The organism is Ralstonia sp. TCR112, from assembly GCF_007997035.1.
GTDB classification, from domain to species: domain Bacteria; phylum Pseudomonadota; class Gammaproteobacteria; order Burkholderiales; family Burkholderiaceae; genus Ralstonia; species Ralstonia edaphi.
Map to the genome: position 1 here is coordinate 131,669 of NZ_VOSS01000003.1, position 16,542 is coordinate 148,210.

14 protein-coding genes are annotated in these 16,542 nt (G+C 65.0%); 10 read left to right on the plus strand and 4 right to left on the minus strand.

Features of this window, described 5'->3' with window-relative positions:
• Nucleotides 1–6 precede the first annotated feature (6 nt).
• The 4 genes from FUT88_RS01790 to FUT88_RS01805 form a co-directional block, all read right to left on the minus strand.
• Nucleotides 7–1,167, minus strand: coding sequence for a DegT/DnrJ/EryC1/StrS family aminotransferase (locus FUT88_RS01790; protein WP_147213562.1), 1,161 nt, complete (start codon nt 1,165–1,167; stop codon nt 7–9).
• 40 nt (nt 1,168–1,207) lie between these two features.
• On the minus strand, nt 1,208–1,579 hold the full coding sequence (locus FUT88_RS01795; protein WP_012761830.1) for an SMR family transporter: 372 nt from the start codon (nt 1,577–1,579) through the stop codon (nt 1,208–1,210).
• Nucleotides 1,580–1,705: 126 nt separating this feature from the next.
• Nucleotides 1,706–3,376 (minus strand): glycosyltransferase family 39 protein, encoded by a 1,671-nt coding sequence (locus tag FUT88_RS01800; protein ID WP_147213563.1) that lies wholly within the window; start codon nt 3,374–3,376, stop codon nt 1,706–1,708.
• A 4-nt stretch (nt 3,377–3,380) separates the two neighbouring features.
• Nucleotides 3,381–3,761 (minus strand): Mth938-like domain-containing protein, encoded by a 381-nt coding sequence (locus FUT88_RS01805; protein WP_027677539.1) that lies wholly within the window; start codon nt 3,759–3,761, stop codon nt 3,381–3,383.
• A 297-nt stretch (nt 3,762–4,058) separates the two neighbouring features.
• Between FUT88_RS01805 and FUT88_RS01810 the strand changes: the two genes are divergently transcribed.
• The 10 genes from FUT88_RS01810 to clpB all read left to right on the plus strand — a co-directional run bounded on the left by FUT88_RS01810 (nt 4,059) and on the right by clpB (nt 16,452).
• Nucleotides 4,059–5,300, plus strand: coding sequence for a pyridoxal phosphate-dependent aminotransferase (locus FUT88_RS01810; RefSeq protein WP_009277534.1), 1,242 nt, complete (start codon nt 4,059–4,061; stop codon nt 5,298–5,300).
• A gap of 101 nt (nt 5,301–5,401) precedes the next feature.
• Nucleotides 5,402–6,721 carry a homoserine dehydrogenase gene (locus FUT88_RS01815; protein WP_027677538.1) on the plus strand — a complete coding sequence of 440 codons (1,320 nt, stop codon included), beginning with the start codon at nt 5,402–5,404 and terminating at the stop codon, nt 6,719–6,721.
• 15 nt (nt 6,722–6,736) lie between these two features.
• On the plus strand, nt 6,737–8,182 hold the full coding sequence (thrC, locus tag FUT88_RS01820; RefSeq protein ID WP_147213564.1) for a threonine synthase: 1,446 nt from the start codon (nt 6,737–6,739) through the stop codon (nt 8,180–8,182).
• 4 nt (nt 8,183–8,186) lie between these two features.
• Entirely contained in the window at nt 8,187–8,804 is a 618-nt protein-coding gene (locus FUT88_RS01825) for a uracil-DNA glycosylase family protein (protein WP_147213565.1), read from the plus strand.
• Between the two features lie 81 nt (nt 8,805–8,885).
• A complete protein-coding gene (gene glp, locus FUT88_RS01830; protein ID WP_147213566.1) occupies nt 8,886–10,145 on the plus strand; it encodes a gephyrin-like molybdotransferase Glp in 1,260 nt (419 codons plus the stop codon).
• A 12-nt stretch (nt 10,146–10,157) separates the two neighbouring features.
• Complete coding sequence (moaD, locus tag FUT88_RS01835; protein ID WP_009238308.1) at nt 10,158–10,415, plus strand: molybdopterin converting factor subunit 1; 258 nt, start codon at nt 10,158–10,160, stop codon at nt 10,413–10,415.
• A gap of 16 nt (nt 10,416–10,431) precedes the next feature.
• Nucleotides 10,432–10,953 carry a molybdenum cofactor biosynthesis protein MoaE gene (locus FUT88_RS01840; RefSeq protein WP_147213567.1) on the plus strand — a complete coding sequence of 174 codons (522 nt, stop codon included), beginning with the start codon at nt 10,432–10,434 and terminating at the stop codon, nt 10,951–10,953.
• A gap of 15 nt (nt 10,954–10,968) precedes the next feature.
• Complete coding sequence (crcB, locus tag FUT88_RS01845; RefSeq protein WP_147213568.1) at nt 10,969–11,349, plus strand: fluoride efflux transporter CrcB; 381 nt, start codon at nt 10,969–10,971, stop codon at nt 11,347–11,349.
• Between the two features lie 167 nt (nt 11,350–11,516).
• Complete coding sequence (locus tag FUT88_RS01850) at nt 11,517–13,694, plus strand: 3-hydroxybutyrate oligomer hydrolase family protein (RefSeq protein WP_147213569.1); 2,178 nt, start codon at nt 11,517–11,519, stop codon at nt 13,692–13,694.
• A gap of 169 nt (nt 13,695–13,863) precedes the next feature.
• The gene (gene clpB / locus FUT88_RS01855; protein WP_147213570.1) at nt 13,864–16,452 is read left to right on the plus strand and encodes an ATP-dependent chaperone ClpB; all 2,589 of its coding nucleotides are present in this window, start codon (nt 13,864–13,866) and stop codon (nt 16,450–16,452) included.
• Nucleotides 16,453–16,542: the final 90 nt, after the last annotated feature.

A 16,542-nucleotide genomic window follows, 5' to 3' on the forward strand; every position in this document is an offset into this window, starting at 1 on the left:
ATTGGATTATTGGTACTGGGCGCAAAGTTGGCGGACCGCGCTGACCACGCGATCCACATCGGAATCTTCCATGCCGGCAAACATCGGCAGCGTCACGATGGCACGGCCGATGCGCTCGGCCACCGGGAACATGCCCGGCTTCCAGCCGAGTTCGCGATAGAGCTTGAACAGGTGAATGGGCGGGTAGTGCACGCCCGCGCCGATGCCCAGCGTCTTCAGGCCGGCCATGAACCCGGCGCGATCGACCTTCAAACGATCCAGCGGCAGCACGATCTGGAACATGTGCCAGTTCGTATTCGTAAAGTTCTCCACCGGCAGTTCGACGCCGAACGACTCGATGTCGGCGGCGCGCATGCCGGCAAAGTAGCGGCGGGCCAGCGCAGCGCGGCGTGCAGTGACGGCCTCCAGCTGAGCGAATTGCCCCAGGCCGATCGCCGCATTCACGTCGGTCAGGTTGAACTTGCCGCCCACCAGATCGACTTCCATGCCGTCAAAGCCGGTGCGCACGACGCCCTGCAGGCGATACTTTTCGGCCAGCACGGCTTCTTCGGGCGTGTTGAGCACCAGCGCGCCGCCTTCGATGGTCGTGATGTTCTTGTTGGCCTGGAAACTGAAGCTGACCAGGTCTCCGATCTCACCGATGCGCTTGTCGCCCCAGCGCGAACCAATGGCCTGTGCGGCGTCTTCCACCACGCGCAGTTTGTGGCGGCGGGCGATGTCGTACAGACGGTCCATATCGACGGGCAGCCCCGACAGATAGACCGGAATGATCGCCTTGGTGCGCGGCGTGATGGCGGCCTCGACCTTGTCCAGGTCGATGTTGCGCGTCACGGGGTCGATGTCGACGAAAACAGGCTTGGCGCCGACCGTCAGCACCACGTTGGAGGTGGCGACCCACGAGATCGGCGTCGTAATGACTTCGTCGCCGGGGCCGATACCCGCGATGCGCAGCGCGACTTCCATCGTGGCCGTGCCGTTGGCGAATGTGCGGACGATACGGCCGCCGAAGTATTCCGACAGCGCGGCTTCGAATGCGGCGACCTTGGGCCCCGAGGTGATCCAGCCCGAGCGCAGCACCTCGGCCACGGCAGCGATGGTCGCTTCGTCAATGGTCGGACGCACGAAGGGCAGGAAGGGAAGCTCGGCAGTGGCGGTGGTTTGCGTCATGACTTGAATGAGGTTGGAGGCTGGGTGTGGGCGGATCGGCTCACGAACGAGCCAGCACAAGGACGCCGACGAGAATGATCGCGATGCCGATCAGGCGCTGCACCGTCAGCACTTCGCCAAACAGATACCACGCCAGGAAGGCGTTGACCACGTAGCCCAGCGACAGCATCGGATACGCGATGGTCACATCCACGCGCGACAGCCCGAGAATCCACACCACCACCGAGATGACGTAGCACGACAGACCGCCAATGATGGGCCACTGCGTTGCAAGCTTGATGCCGATCGGCAGGATGTTGTCGGCCGAAAACGCGAAGCGGCCGATGTTGTTGACGCCTGCCTTGAGCAGCAGCTGGGCGCAGGCATTGAGCATGACGCCCGTCAGGATCAGCCCGAAAGTGACCAGATTCATGTGTTCTTTTGATGGTTTGCAGACTGCGGCGGTTTCCCCGTATGAACGTTCTCAATCCCGCCGCCGGGGCGCATGTTACGACAATTCCGCTTGCGCGCCCCTTTCGAGAATCCGTGGCGGTAAAACCTAGTTGCGCCGGACGATCACGCGGCGGGCATCGCGGGCGATCACGATCATCGGTACGCCTTGGGCCGTCAGTCGATCATAGGTCCCCGGCCCCATCATGGCGACGGCCTGGCCGCCGGCTTTCCAACTCGCCACGAACGCTTCGGTGGTCGGCACCCACTTGGACGGCTCCTGCTCCACGCCGAAAGCCAATTCGTCGGGTTCCTGCACCATGATGGTGGGCCTGCCGAGGTAAAACGGCATTGTATGGTCCAGACGCTCCACCGCATAGAACGGCACGTCGGGCTTGAGCCACGGCCGGACGGCAGGCACGAGATCGATACCCGACATCGAGCGCCCGAAGGCTTCGTGGCCGAGCATCGCAGCTGTAAACGTCAGGAACCACGCGCACGCGAACGCGACCACGCTCTCGAAGCGCCGGCCCGCCAAGCGAATGGCGAGCCACGTGAACGCAGCTCCCGCCGCAAATGCCACGGCTAGGAATACCGCAAAGCGGGAAAACACTGCATTCGGGTACATGCCGGACGACATCGTCGCCACGTAACCGCTGGCTGCGAGGCCGACCAGCGCAAGCGCCAGGAAGGCCTTGAGTTGCCAGCGCCACGCGCGCTCGCTGGTTTGCTCCAGTACCAGGGACGCCAGAATCGCGAGCGCTGGAATGATCGGGAAGATGTAACCCGGCAGCTTCGAGTCGGAAATGCTGAAAAACGCGAAGATCAGAACGGCCCACAGGCCGAGCACCAGCGTGGGGCGGAAGCCGTTGCTGGCGGTTTCGGCACGCGCCATGGTCAGCCGTGCGGCGCCGGGCAATTGCGCTAGCCAAGGCAGGAAACCGGCCACCAACAGCGGCACGAAATACCAGAGCGGGGCATTGCGGTTGTGCACGGTCGACGTGAAGCGCTGGAAATGCTCGTGCACGAAGAAGAACCAAGCGAATTCCGGGTTGCGCAAGGAGATCAACACGAACCACGGCGCGCCCACGGCAAAGAAGATGATCAGCCCCGTCACGAGATGCAGGCGCTTCCAGAGCGCCCAGTCGCGCGCGACCAACGTGTAGACCACCAGCACAAAGCCGGGTAGCACCACGCCGATCAGGCCCTTGCTCAATACCGCCAGGGCCATCGACGCCCAGCAGGCCCACATCCAGCCGCGCTGCTGCGCGCGCGTCGCATCCGGATGTTGCGCCAGCAACAGCGCGCCCAGCGCCATCGTCATGCAGCCGGCCACCCCCATGTCGAGCGAGTTGAAGTGCGAGCCGACGTTCCACAGAGGCGCACTCACCAGCACCAGGCCGCTGATGACGGCCGTCCGCCTGCCCCACCAGCGCGCCGCCGCCAGCATCGTGAAAACAATGCCGACGATGCCTGAAAGCGCGGTGAACAGTCGCGCCTGCCAGTCGCCAATGCCGAACAGCGTATAGGCGAGCGCGGTGCCCCACATCTGCAGCGGCGGCTTTTCGAAGTACTTCAGGGCGTTGTAACGGATGGTCACCCAGTCGCCGGAGACGAACATCTCGCGCGCAATTTCGGCGTAGCGGCCTTCGTCGGTGGGGATCAGGTGCCGGTAGCCCAGCGTACCGAGCCAGACGGCCAGGAACGCAGCAGCCAGCAGCCAAAGAGAAGCGTTGCGCCAGGGGAGGGTGGGCGCTTGGGCGGTGCGGTCGATCGGCATGCGGTCAGGCACGCTCGATCAGCAGGGCGGCGGCCACCTTGCGGCCTTCCAGCATCAGAATGTTGTATGTGCGGCCGGCGGCCTGCAGGTCCATGGCGTCCACGCCGATGCGCTTCTCGGTGAGCGGCACCGTCAGCCTCGGGTGCGGGAAGCGCAGCTTGTTGCCTGTCCCGAAGATCACCACTTCGGCACCGAGTTCGAGCAGGCGGGAGAAATGTTCGGGCGTCAGGTCTTCAAAGCGCGCAAGGTCCCACGGCACCACCGCGCCCTCTGGCATTACCAGCACGGAGTGCTCGTAGCGCACCTTGTTGATTTCGATATAGCCGTCGCCATAGCCGGTGACGGTATTGAGGATGGTCGATGAATCGGATGAATGGAGCTTCAAGGCGGGAATCCCATCGGGCGCGATGCCTGCGGCGCATGCGGCGGCGCGCTGGCAGAGGCGCTAGGTTTCAGACGTCCGGGCGGGTTTCGCTGCGTTGCAAAAATGCCCGCCTAAGTCTGTCATAATGGGCTAAATTATATCTTTTTCTCTCCTTCGCCCGCCGCGCCATAAGCGATGCCCGGCAAGGAATAAGCGCAGCGGTGCCTGTCGCTGTGTGGCGTTACCGTCGCCGCTGTGCTGTGCCACAGAATGCCCGTAGTTCAAGCCCGTTCAACGTCGCCCATCGCCGCCTTGCCCGTGAAAACGATCCAGAAATCCGCCAAGCTCAACAACGTCTGCTATGACATTCGCGGCCCCGTGCTCGAAAAGGCCAAGCAGATGGAAGAAGACGGCCACAAGATCATCAAGCTGAATATCGGCAACCTCGCCCCATTCGGTTTCGATGCCCCGGAAGAGATCCAGCTGGACATGATCCGTAACCTGCCGAATTCGGCCGGCTATTCGGATTCCAAGGGCATCTTCGCGGCGCGCAAGGCGGTGATGCACTACACGCAGGAACAGGGCATCAAGAATGTCACGCTGGACGACATCTATCTGGGCAATGGCGCGTCCGAGCTGATTTCGCTCGCCACCAACGCGCTGCTCGACGCCGGCGACGAGCTGCTGCTGCCGGCTCCCGACTATCCGCTGTGGACCGCCGTGACCAGCCTTTCGGGCGGCACGCCAGTGCACTACACCTGCGACGAGGCCAACGGCTGGATGCCCGACCTGGACGACATCCGCGCCAAGATCACGCCCAACACCAAGGGCATCGTCGTCATCAACCCGAACAACCCGACCGGTGCGCTCTATTCGGACGAACTGCTGCTCGGCATCGTCGCCATTGCGCGCGAGCACGGCCTGGTGATCTTCGCCGACGAGGTGTACGACAAGGTCTTGTTCGACGACAACAAGCACACCGCGATCGGCTCGCTGTCGGAAGACGTGCTCACCGTGACGTTCAACAGCCTGTCGAAGAGCTACCGCTCGTGCGGTTACCGCGCTGGCTGGATGGTTGTGTCCGGCGACAAGCGCCCGGCCAAGGATTACATCGAAGGCCTGAACATGCTGTCGTCGATGCGCCTGTGCGCCAACGTGCCGGGCCAATGGGCGATCCAGACCGCGCTGGGCGGCTACCAGAGCATCAAAGACCTCGTGGCGCCGGGTGGCCGCATGCGTCGCCAGCGCGACCTGGCGCACGAGCTGATCACGGCGATCCCCGGCGTGACCTGCGTGAAGCCGAAGGCTGCGCTGTACATGTTCCCGCGCCTGGACCCGGCCGTGTATCCCATCGAAGACGACCAGACCTTCATCCGCCAGCTGCTGGAAGAAGAGCGTGTTCTGCTGGTGCAGGGCACGGGCTTCAACTGGCACTCGCCAGACCACTTCCGCATCGTCTTCCTGCCGCACGAAGACGACCTCCGTGAAGCGATTGGTCGAATTGCGCGCTTCCTGGAGCGGTACCGTCAACGTCACGGTACTGGCATCCGGGCCGCATAAGATCGGTCTTCCGCCAGATCAGTCACTTGCGGGGCAGACCGAGGCGTCTGCCCTGTGTGTTTTTTGCTTCTCCGCTTTTTCGTTTCTCTACGACACGTCTCATGAATCCCATCAAGATCGGCCTGCTCGGGCTCGGTACCGTCGGTGGCGGTACCCTCAAGGTTCTGCAACGGAACCAGGAAGAAATCCGCCGTCGCGCGGGTCGCGGCATTGAAGTCGCCATGATTGCCGTGCGCAATCTCGACCGCGCGCGCGCCATCGTGCAGGAAGCCGGTGCGACCGTGCCGGTGGTGAACGACCCGTTTGCGATTGTGGATTCGCCCGAGATCGATATCGTCGTGGAACTGATCGGCGGCTATGACCTGACGCGCGAACTGGTGCTGCGCGCCATCGCCAATGGCAAGCACGTTGTCACCGCCAACAAGGCGCTGCTGGCCGTGCATGGCAACGAGATCTTCAAGGCCGCGCAGGACAAGGGCGTGATGGTGGCATTCGAAGCCGCCGTGGCCGGTGGCATCCCCATCATCAAGGCACTGCGCGAAGGCCTGACGGCCAACCGCATCGAATGGATCGCCGGCATCATCAACGGCACCACGAACTTCATCCTGTCCGAGATGCGCGACAAGGGCCTGGACTTCGACACCGTGTTGAAGGAAGCCCAGCGCCTGGGCTACGCCGAGGCCGATCCGACCTTCGACATCGAGGGCTTTGACGCCGCGCACAAGCTGACGCTCATGAGCGCCATCGCGTTTGGCGTGCCGGTGCAGTTCGACCGTGCCTACGTGGAAGGCATCACCAAGCTGGAAGCCGTCGACATTCGCTATGCCGAAGAACTGGGCTATCGCATCAAGCTGCTGGGCATCACGCGCCGTGCCGAGGCCGGCATCGAGCTGCGCGTCCATCCGACGCTGGTGCCGGCCAAGCGCCTGATCGCCAACGTCGAAGGCGCGATGAACGCGGTGGTCGTCAACGGCGATGCCGTCGGCCCGACGCTGTACTACGGCAAGGGGGCCGGCGCCGAGCCGACCGCTTCGGCCGTCGTCGCCGATCTGGTGGACGTGACGCGCCTGCACACGGCCGACCCGGAACACCGCGTGCCGCATCTGGCGTTCCAGCCGGACGCGTTGTCCGATACGCCCGTGCTGCCGATCGACGAAGTGCGTTCGAGCTACTACCTGCGCATGCGCGTGGCGGATGAAACCGGCGTGCTGGCCGACATCACGCGCATCCTGGCCGAAGGCGGCATCTCGATCGACGCCATGCTGCAGAAGGAATCGCGCGAAGGCGAGCCGCAGACCGACATCATCATGCTGTCGCACGTGACGGTCGAGAAACGCGTGAACGCCGCCATCGCCGCCATTGAAGCGCTGCCGACCGTGCTGTCGAAGGTCACGCGCATTCGCATGGAAGAACTGAACTAAGCGCAGGACACGAGCATGCAATACCGATCGACCCGCGGCCACGCAGAGCCGCAAAGTTTCTCCCGCATCCTGCTGGGCGGCCTGGCGCCGGACGGCGGCCTGTACCTGCCCGAGCAGTATCCGCAAGTCAGCGTTGAGGAGCTGACCCGCTGGCGCGACCTGCCGTACGCCGACCTTGCCTTCGAGATCCTGCGCAAGTTCGCCACCGACATTCCCGAAGACGACCTGCGCGCACTGACTCGCCGCACCTACACGCCCGAGGTCTACTGCAACGCACGCGCCGGCGACAACACCGCCGACATCACCCCGCTGCACAAGCTGGGCGAGGAGGGCGGCACGTCGCTGTCGCTGCTGTGCCTGTCGAACGGCCCGACGCTGGCCTTCAAGGACATGGCGATGCAGCTGCTGGGCAACCTGTTCGAATACGCGCTCGATCGTGAGCACGCCGAGCTGAACATCCTCGGCGCCACCTCTGGCGACACGGGCAGCGCCGCCGAATACGCCATGCGCGGCAAGCGCGGCGTGCGCGTGTTCATGCTGAGCCCGCATCGCAAGATGAGCGCGTTCCAGACCGCGCAGATGTTCAGCCTGCAAGACAAGAACATTTTCAACATCGCCATCGAAGGCGTGTTCGACGACGCGCAGGACATCGTCAAGGCGGTGTCGAACGATCTCGACTACAAAGCCCGCCAGAAGATCGGTACGGTCAACTCGATCAACTGGGCGCGCGTTGTTGCCCAGGTCGTTTATTACTTCAAGGGCTACCTGCTGGCCGCCCCGAAGATTGGCGACAAGGTGTCGTTCTGCGTGCCGTCTGGCAACTTCGGTAATGTTTGCGCGGGCCACATCGCACGCATGATGGGTTTGCCGATCGACAAGCTGGTCGTTGCCACCAACGAGAACGACGTGCTCGACGAGTTCTTCCGCACCGGCACGTACCGTGTGCGTTCGGCGGCCCAGACGTACCACACCTCCAGCCCCAGCATGGACATCAGCAAGGCGTCGAACTTTGAGCGCTTCGTGTTCGATCTGCTGGATCGCGATCCGGCGCGCCTCGCGCAGCTCTTCCGCGACGTGGACGAAAAGGGTGGGTTCTCGCTGACGGGCAAGCCGGAGTTCGAGCGCATCGCCGAGTTTGGCTTTGTCTCGGGCCGCAGCTCGCACGAAGACCGCGTCGATACGATCCGCGATGTGTTTGCCACCTACGGCACGATGATCGACACCCATACCGCCGACGGCGTGAAGGTGGCGCGCGAGAACCTGACGCCAGGCGTCCCGATGGTGGTGCTGGAGACGGCGCTGCCGGCCAAGTTTGGCGACACCATTCGCGAAGCGCTGGACCGCGAGCCGGAGCGCCCGGCTGGCTACGCCGATATCGAATCGCTGCCGCAGCGCTTCGAAGTCATGCCGGCAGACGCCGACCGCATCAAGGTCTACATCGCCCAGCACACCGGTCTCTAAAGCGATGGAAGCAGTGCCGGATGACGTCGCCGGAGCAGCGTTCGAGCGCTGCCTGCACGACATCCGCGCCTGCCGCGAGTGCCAGGGCGCATTGGCACACGAGCCTCGCCCGGTGGTCGTCGCGGACCGCCGCGCCCGCGTCCTGATCATCGGGCAGGCGCCGGGCCGCATCGTCCACGAGACCGGCATCCCCTGGAACGACCGCTCGGGCGACCGCCTGCGCCAGTGGCTACAGTTTTCGTACGACGATTTCTACGCCGACCGGCGCATCGCCGTGGTGCCGATGGGTTTCTGCTTTCCGGGCACCGGCGCGAACGGCGATTTGCCGCCCCGCCCGGAATGCGCGCCCAAATGGCACCGGCCGCTGCTGACGGCAATGCCCGATGTGCGGCTTGCCCTGCTGGTGGGCACCTATGCCCAGCGCAACTACCTCGACGTGCCGCGCGACTGGTCCTTGACCGACGTCGTGCGCAACGGGCCCGTGCACGACGCGGACGGCCGCGTGCTGTTCCCGCTGCCGCATCCGAGCCCTCGCAACCTGGCCTGGTTCAAACACAACCCGTGGTTCGACGCGCACATCGTGCCGGCGCTGCGGGCGGCGCTGGCCGACGCATTCGCTTGATACGCCTGGGCTGATGCATGGCATCGGCCTGGAACCGATACAATCGAAATCTCCTTTTCGATTCCGCTTTCCCATTCCCGCATGTCCGCCAACGATGCTCCCGCCGTCAAACCGTCCTTGCTGACGCTCGATGCGGCGCTGTCGCAACTGCTTGCCGCAGTGCGCGCTTTGCACGAGACCGAAACCGTGTCGACGTTGCATGCCAACGGGCGTGTGCTCGCTGAGGCTGTGCGCAGCACCCTGAATGTGCCGCCCGCCGACAACACGCAGATGGACGGATACGCCGTGCGCGCCGCCGACATCACTGCGCCGGGCACGCGCCTGAAGGTGGCGCAGCGCATTCCTGCCGGCCATGTCGGCCAGCCGCTGAATGCGGGCGAGGCGGCGCGTATCTTTACCGGCGCGCTCATCCCGCCGGGCGCCGATGCGGTCGTCATGCAGGAGCAATGCAAGGCTGACCCGGACACGGGCACCGTCGTCATCGACCACGTGCCGGAATCCGGCGAATGGATCCGCCGCGCCGGCGAAGACATCGCTGACGGCGCCGAAATCCTGCCGCGCGGCACGCGCCTCGGCCCGCAGCAACTTGGCTTGGCAGCTTCGGTCGGCTGCGCCAATCTGCACGTCGTGCGCCGTCCGCGCGTGGCCGTGTTCTTTACCGGCGACGAACTTGCCATGCCCGGCGAGCCGCTCAAGCCCGGCGCCATCTACAACTCCAACCGCTTCACGCTGCGCGCGCTGCTGGAAAACCTCGGTTGCGACATCACCGATTTCGGCATCGTGCCCGACACGCTGCAAGCCACGCGCGACACGCTGCGCGAAGCGGCCGAGGCGCACGACCTCATCATCACCTCCGGCGGCGTGTCGGTGGGAGAGGAAGACCACATCAGACCGGCGGTGGAAGCCGAAGGGCGCCTGAACCTCTGGCAAATCGCCATCAAGCCGGGCAAGCCGCTGGCCTTTGGCGAGGTGCGCCGCCCCGAAGGCATGGTGGGCGGCCCGACCGCTTTTTTCATTGGCCTGCCGGGCAACCCGGTGTCGAGCTTCGTCACCTTCCTGCTGTTCGTGCGGCCGTTCATCCTGCGCCTGCAGGGTGTGGCCGACGTGGCCCCGAAGCGCATCCCGATGCGCGCCGACTTTGCGCTGCCCAAGGGCGATCGCCGCAACGAGTTCCTGCGTGCGCGCATCAACGCGGGCGGCGGGCTGGACCTCTTCCCGAATCAAAGCTCGGGCGTGCTGACCTCCACCGTGTGGGGCGATGGCCTGATCGACAACCCGCCCAATCAGCCGATTGCACCGGGCGATGTCGTCAGCTTCCTGCCGTTTGCAGGCCTGGTGTAAGGAGCGATGACCGTGCAGATCGAGCTTCGTTTCTTTGCCAGCGTGCGTGAACAGCTGGGGACCTCGCAGGAGCAGGTGGTCGTGCCGGAGGCCGTGCGCACCGTGGGTGATGTGCGCCGCTGGCTCGCGCAGCGCGGTCCGGTCTGGGGCGAAACGCTCGCAGAAGGCCGTGCGCTGCGCATGGCGGTGGACCACCAGATCGTGCCGGCCGATACCGCCGTGCACGACGGCTGTGAAGTCGCTTTCTTCCCGCCCGTGACCGGCGGCTGAGCGCAGGAGAGCAAACATGTCCGTCCGCGTCCAGGAAGCCGACTTCGACCTCGGCGCCGAGATTGCAGCGCTCCGTGCCGGCCGCCCGAACATTGGCGCGGTGGCCAGCTTCATCGGTACCGTGCGCGACATCAACGACGGCACCGGCGTGTCGGAGATGGAGCTGGAGCACTATCCCGGCATGACCGAAAAGGCGCTCGCCGACATCGTCAGCGCGGCCATGCAGCGCTGGGAGCTGATCGACGCGCTCGTCATCCACCGCGTGGGCAAGCTCAAGCCGCAAGACCAGATCGTGCTGGTGGCGGTGGCGTCCAAGCATCGCGGCGAGTCCTTTGCCGCGTGCGAATTCATCATGGATTACCTCAAGAGCGAGGCGCCGTTCTGGAAGAAGGAACAGACGCCCGAAGGCGCGCGCTGGGTCGATGCGCGTGTCACTGACGACAAGGCGCTCGCCCGCTGGGGCATTGCCACCTCCAACGCCGCGACACGCACGGCTGATCAGCCCGGCGCATCGGCGCAACCCAACGACTACGAATAACAAGGACGCGACCGCATGAGCGGAATGGGCTTTCTGGCAGTTGGGGTGGGTGCTGCGCTGGGAGCCTGGTTGCGCTGGGCGCTCGCCGTCTTGTTGAACGCCATCAATCCGGCCTTGCCGTACGGCACGCTGGCAGCCAATCTGGTGGGGGGCTACCTCATCGGCGTCGCGGTGGGTGTTTTCGACACGCACGCGGGGTTGCCGCCGGAATGGCGTTTGCTGGTCATCACCGGTTTTCTGGGCGGGCTGACGACGTTCTCGACGTTTTCCAGCGAGGTTGTCGCCAACATCCTGGCCGGCGACCACCTGATGGGCGCGCTGCACATCGTGGCGCATCTGGGCGGCTCGCTGTTCCTCACGATGCTCGGTCTCTGGACGGTGCGCACGTTCAGTTGATCGCAAGCCCCGCCTGCAAATCGAGTTGCGAATGAGAAGTTTGGTTCACATACTGGTAGTGCCTGCGGTGGCTTAGGGACGTCCGGACGTCCAGTAGGGACGTGCAGTATCGAAGGCCGCCGCGGGTTTGCTTTGTGTTGTTCCATCCATAACGAGAAGGAGACGCAATGAAACCCACCCGAACGGCGCGCCTGCGACGGCACGTCTCGCCCAGCAACCTGATCGCCGCCGGTGCCGTGCTGCTGGCCGGCTGCGGCGTGTTGAGCGCCTGCGGCGGCAGCAATGACGGCAACAACGTGCCGGGCAATACCAAACCGGCCTTTGCCGGCAAGGTGACCGTCAACCGGTACGACGGCGTATCGGACGACCTGCTGACGGCCGGCCTGGGCGCAAGCGGGCTGGCTTCCGCCACCGCACCGACTATCGCCAACCCCACCGCGCCCACGCCAGCCGAGCTGCGCCGCCTAGCGATCTACGCGAACTACCGGGCGCTGGTCGACACGGCGGCCAAGGGCGGCTACGGCACGCTCTATGGCCCGAACGTCGACGCGAGCGGCAACGTCACGCAGGGCTCCGGCATGATCGCCGGCGCCGAATACGTGACGTACTCCGACGACGGCACCGGCCAGCAGAACGTGGTGCTGCTCGTGCAGATTCCGGACAGCTTCGACGTCAACAACCCCTGCATCATCACCGCCACCTCGTCGGGCTCGCGCGGCATCTACGGCGCGATTTCCACCGGCGAATGGGGCCTCAAGCGCAAGTGCGCCGTCGCCTATACCGACAAGGGCACCGGCGCCGGTCCGCACGACCTGGCCACCGACACCGTCGCCCTGCAGGACGGCACGCGCACCACGCGCAGCGCAGCCGGGTCGAACGCGCACTTTGCCGCGCCGCTCACCAGCAGCCAGCTCGCCGCCTTCAACGCGGCCACGCCGAACCGGCTGGCGTTCAAGCACGCGCATTCGCAGCGCAACCCCGAGAAGGACTGGGGCCTGTTCACGTTGCAGGCCGTGCAGTTCGCGTTCTGGGCGATCAACGACAAGGTCTCGGCGACGAGCGGTGCGCTGGTCGGCAGCGCGCTGCCGGTGCGTCCGGACAACACCATCGTCATCGCGTCGAGCATCTCCAATGGCGGCGGCGCAGCCATCGCGGCGGCCGAGCAGGACACCGGCGGGTGGATCGACGGGGTGGCCGTCGGCGAGCCCGGCCTGAACCTGCCGCCCAACACCGGCGTGCAGGTCGTGCGCGGCGGCACCACGCTGCCGACGACCGGCAAACCGCTGTTCGACTACGTGAGCTACGCCAATGTGTTCCGGCTCTGCGCGGCGTCGTCAGCGAGCGTTGCCACGGCACCGGCGCAGGCGTTCTTTGGCAGCCTCACGACGTTCCCGGCGGGCGCCCAGGCCAACCGCTGCGCCGCGCTGAAGGCGGCCGGGCTGCTGACCTCCACCACGGCGGCTGCCCAGGCTGACGAAGCCCTGCAGAAGATGCGCGCCTATGGCTGGGAGCCCGAGTCGGATCTCGTGCATGCGTCGATGTCGTTTTACGAGATCGATCCATCGGTGGCGACCACATTCGGTAATGCACTCTCGCGCGCCAGCGTGACCGACAACCTGTGCGGATTGAGCTTCGCGGCAACCGATGCGTCGTTCCATCCGACGGCGGTGAACGCCACGGCGCTCGCGCAGATGGCGGCGGTCGGCAACGGCATTCCGCCCACCTCCGGGGTGCAGCTCGTCAACAACAACGCCCAGGGCGGGCCGACGCGCAGCAACCAGTCGATCGACTCCACCGGCACGCAAGCCGCCAACCTCGATGGCGCGCTGTGCCTGCGCAACCTGCTGACGGGCGCCGATGCCGCTTCGCAATCGTTGCAGACGGGGATCAGCCAGACGCTGCGCACCGGCAACCTGCAGGGCAAGCCAGCGTTGATCGTGCAGGGCCGCAACGACGCGCTGCTGCCGGTCAACCATGGTTCGCGGCCGTACCTGGGGCTGAACGCCAAGGTGGAGGGCGGCTCGAGCAAGCTGTCGTACATCGAGGTGATGAACGCGCAGCATTTCGACGGCTTTATCGACCTCGTGCCTGGCTACGACACGCTGTTCGTGCCGCTGGTGCTGTATGAGCAGCGCGCGCTGGACGCCATGTACGCCAACCTGAAGAACGGCACGCCGCTGCCGCCTTCGCAGGTGGTGCGCACCACCCCGCGCGGTGGCACGCCCGGTGCTGCACCGGCCATCAACGCGGCGAACGTGCCGAACTTCACCAGCACGCCGGCTGCGGGCGACCGCATCTCGGTGAGCGTGTCGGGCGGTGTGGCGACGGTATCGGTGCCGAACTGATGCGATAGCCAAGACGATTTTGGCGCACTTGGGGCGGCGGCGTGCCAGCAGGCGCGCCGCCGTTTGTTCTGGCGCAAATCTGCATCAAAACCCGCGTTTCCACGCTTGAAATGCCACCGAAGCTCCCTATCTTTCGGAGCAGTGAAACATTTTCCGCAAGGGGTTTTTAATGCGTTTGGACAAACTGACCACCCGCTTCCAGGAAGCGCTGGCCGACGCGCAGAGCCTGGCGCTGGGCAACGACAATCCGTACATCGAACCCGTCCATCTGCTGCTGGCCATGCTGCGCCAGCCGGATGGCGCGACCAAGAACCTGCTCGCTCGCGCGGGCGTGAATACGGGTGCGCTGGACACCGCGCTGGACCGCGCCATCAAGAACCTGCCGCAGGTGCAGGGCGGCGAACAGGTTCAGGTCGGCCGCGATCTGGGCAACCTGCTGCAGCAAACCGAGAAGGAAGGCATCAAGCGCGGCGACCAGTTCATCGCCAGCGAGCTGTTCCTGCTGGCCGTGGCTGACGACAAGGGCGAGGCCGGCCGTATTGCGCGCGAACACGGCCTGTCGCGCAAGCCGCTCGAAGCCGCCATCGACGCCGTGCGCGGCGGTCAGACCGTCGGCAGCGCCGAGGCCGAGAGCCAGCGTGAAGCGCTCAAGAAGTACACCATCGACCTCACCGAGCGTGCACGCATCGGCAAGCTCGACCCCGTCATCGGCCGCGATGACGAGATCCGCCGTGCCATCCAGATCCTGCAGCGCCGCACCAAGAACAACCCGGTGCTGATCGGGGAGCCGGGCGTCGGCAAGACGGCCATCGTCGAAGGCCTGGCGCAGCGCATCGTCAACGGCGAAGTGCCTGAGAGCCTGAAGAACAAGCGCGTGCTGGTGCTCGACATGGCGGGGCTGCTGGCCGGTGCCAAGTACCGCGGCGAGTTCGAAGAGCGCCTGAAGGCCGTGCTGAACGACATCGCCAAGGAAGAGGGCCAGACCATCCTCTTCATCGACGAGATCCACACCATGGTGGGCGCGGGCAAGGCCGAGGGCGCGATGGACGCCGGCAACATGCTCAAGCCGGCGCTGGCACGCGGTGAGCTGCATTGCATCGGCGCGACCACGCTGGACGAATACCGCAAGTACATCGAGAAGGATGCTGCGCTGGAGCGCCGCTTCCAGAAGGTGCTCGTGGGCGAGCCGAGCGTGGAGGCGACCATCGCCATCCTGCGCGGCCTGCAGGAGAAGTACGAACTGCACCACGGCGTGGAGATCACCGACCCGGCGATCGTGGCCGCGGCTGAACTCAGCCACCGCTACATCACCGATCGCTTCCTGCCGGACAAGGCCATCGACCTGATCGACGAGGCTGCGGCGCGCATCAAGATGGAAATCGACTCGAAGCCCGAGGCGATGGACAAGCTCGACCGCCGCCTGATCCAGCTGAAGATCGAGCGCGAGGCGGTGAAGAAGGAAACCGACGAAGCCTCGCAGAAGCGTCTGGAGCTGATCGAGCAGGAGATCGAACGCCTGCAGAAGGAATACGCCGATCTGGACGAAATCTGGAAGGCCGAGAAGGGCGCCGCGCAAGGTGCGGCTGCGCTCAAGGAAGAGATCGACAAGATCAAGCTGGAGATCACCAAGCTGCAGCGCGAAGGCAAGCTCGAGAAAGTGGCCGAACTGCAATACGGCAAGCTGCCCGAGCTGGAAGGCAAGCTGAAGGCCGCGACCGCCGCCGAGTCGGCCGGCCAGAAGCAGCCGAACAAGCTGCTGCGCACGCAAGTGGGTGCCGAAGAGATTGCCGAAGTCGTCAGCCGCGCCACGGGCATCCCCGTGTCGAAGATGATGACCGGCGAGCGCGAGAAGCTGCTGAAGATGGAAGACCGCCTTCACGAGCGCGTGGTCGGCCAGGACGAGGCCGTGCGCCTGGTGTCGGATGCCATCCGCCGCTCACGCGCCGGCATTGCGGACGAGAACAAGCCGTATGGCTCGTTCCTGTTCCTCGGCCCCACGGGCGTTGGCAAGACCGAGCTGTGCAAGGCGCTGGCCGGCTTCCTGTTCGATTCGGAAGACCACCTCATCCGCATCGACATGAGCGAGTTCATGGAGAAGCATTCCGTGAGCCGACTGATCGGCGCGCCGCCGGGCTATGTCGGCTACGAGGAAGGCGGTTACCTGACCGAAGCCGTGCGCCGCAAGCCGTACAGCGTGGTGCTGCTCGATGAAGTGGAGAAAGCGCACCCGGACGTCTTCAACGTGCTGCTGCAGGTGCTGGACGACGGCCGCCTGACCGACGGCCAGGGCCGCACGGTGGACTTCAAGAACACGGTGATCGTGATGACGTCGAACCTCGGCTCGCAGCTCATCCAGCAGATGGCGACCGAACCGGCGGATGTGATCAAGGGTGCCGTGTGGCAGGAAGTGAAGACGCATTTCCGCCCCGAGTTCCTGAACCGGATCGACGAGGTGGTGGTGTTCCACGCACTGGACCAACGCAACATCGAATCGATCGCGCGGATCCAGCTCAAGCGTCTGTCGGCACGCCTGGCGCAGATGGACCTGGCGCTGGAGATCAGCGACGAGGCGGTGGCCAAGCTGGCATCCGCGGGTTACGACCCGGTGTTTGGGGCACGGCCGTTGAAGCGGGCGATCCAGCAGCAGCTTGAGAATCCGGTGGCACGGATGATCCTGGAGGGCAAGTTCGCGCCCAAGGATGTTGTGCCGGTGGATTATCGGGATGGGGCGTTTTCGTTTGAGAGGGTTGTGCACTGAGGCTGTGTTGTCGTGCGTTAAAAAGCCGCTCTGGAGGATTCCGGAGCGGCTTTTTTGTTTTTGGCTTTTTGTTTTTGTTGGTGGTGCATC

Bases quoted from the DNA above. Each gene is read 5' to 3' on its own strand.
- FUT88_RS01790 (WP_147213562.1), bottom strand. From the start codon at position 1,167: ATGACGCAAACCACCGCCACTGCCGAGCTTCCCTTCCTGCCCTTCGTG.
- FUT88_RS01795 (WP_012761830.1), bottom strand. From the start codon at position 1,579: ATGAATCTGGTCACTTTCGGGCTGATCCTGACGGGCGTCATGCTCAAT.
- FUT88_RS01800 (WP_147213563.1), bottom strand. From the start codon at position 3,376: ATGCCGATCGACCGCACCGCCCAAGCGCCCACCCTCCCCTGGCGCAAC.
- FUT88_RS01815 (WP_027677538.1), top strand. From the start codon at position 5,402: ATGAATCCCATCAAGATCGGCCTGCTCGGGCTCGGTACCGTCGGTGGC.
- thrC (WP_147213564.1), top strand. From the start codon at position 6,737: ATGCAATACCGATCGACCCGCGGCCACGCAGAGCCGCAAAGTTTCTCC.
- FUT88_RS01825 (WP_147213565.1), top strand. From the start codon at position 8,187: ATGGAAGCAGTGCCGGATGACGTCGCCGGAGCAGCGTTCGAGCGCTGC.
- glp (WP_147213566.1), top strand. From the start codon at position 8,886: ATGTCCGCCAACGATGCTCCCGCCGTCAAACCGTCCTTGCTGACGCTC.
- FUT88_RS01840 (WP_147213567.1), top strand. From the start codon at position 10,432: ATGTCCGTCCGCGTCCAGGAAGCCGACTTCGACCTCGGCGCCGAGATT.
- crcB (WP_147213568.1), top strand. From the start codon at position 10,969: ATGAGCGGAATGGGCTTTCTGGCAGTTGGGGTGGGTGCTGCGCTGGGA.
- FUT88_RS01850 (WP_147213569.1), top strand. From the start codon at position 11,517: ATGAAACCCACCCGAACGGCGCGCCTGCGACGGCACGTCTCGCCCAGC.
- clpB (WP_147213570.1), top strand. From the start codon at position 13,864: ATGCGTTTGGACAAACTGACCACCCGCTTCCAGGAAGCGCTGGCCGAC.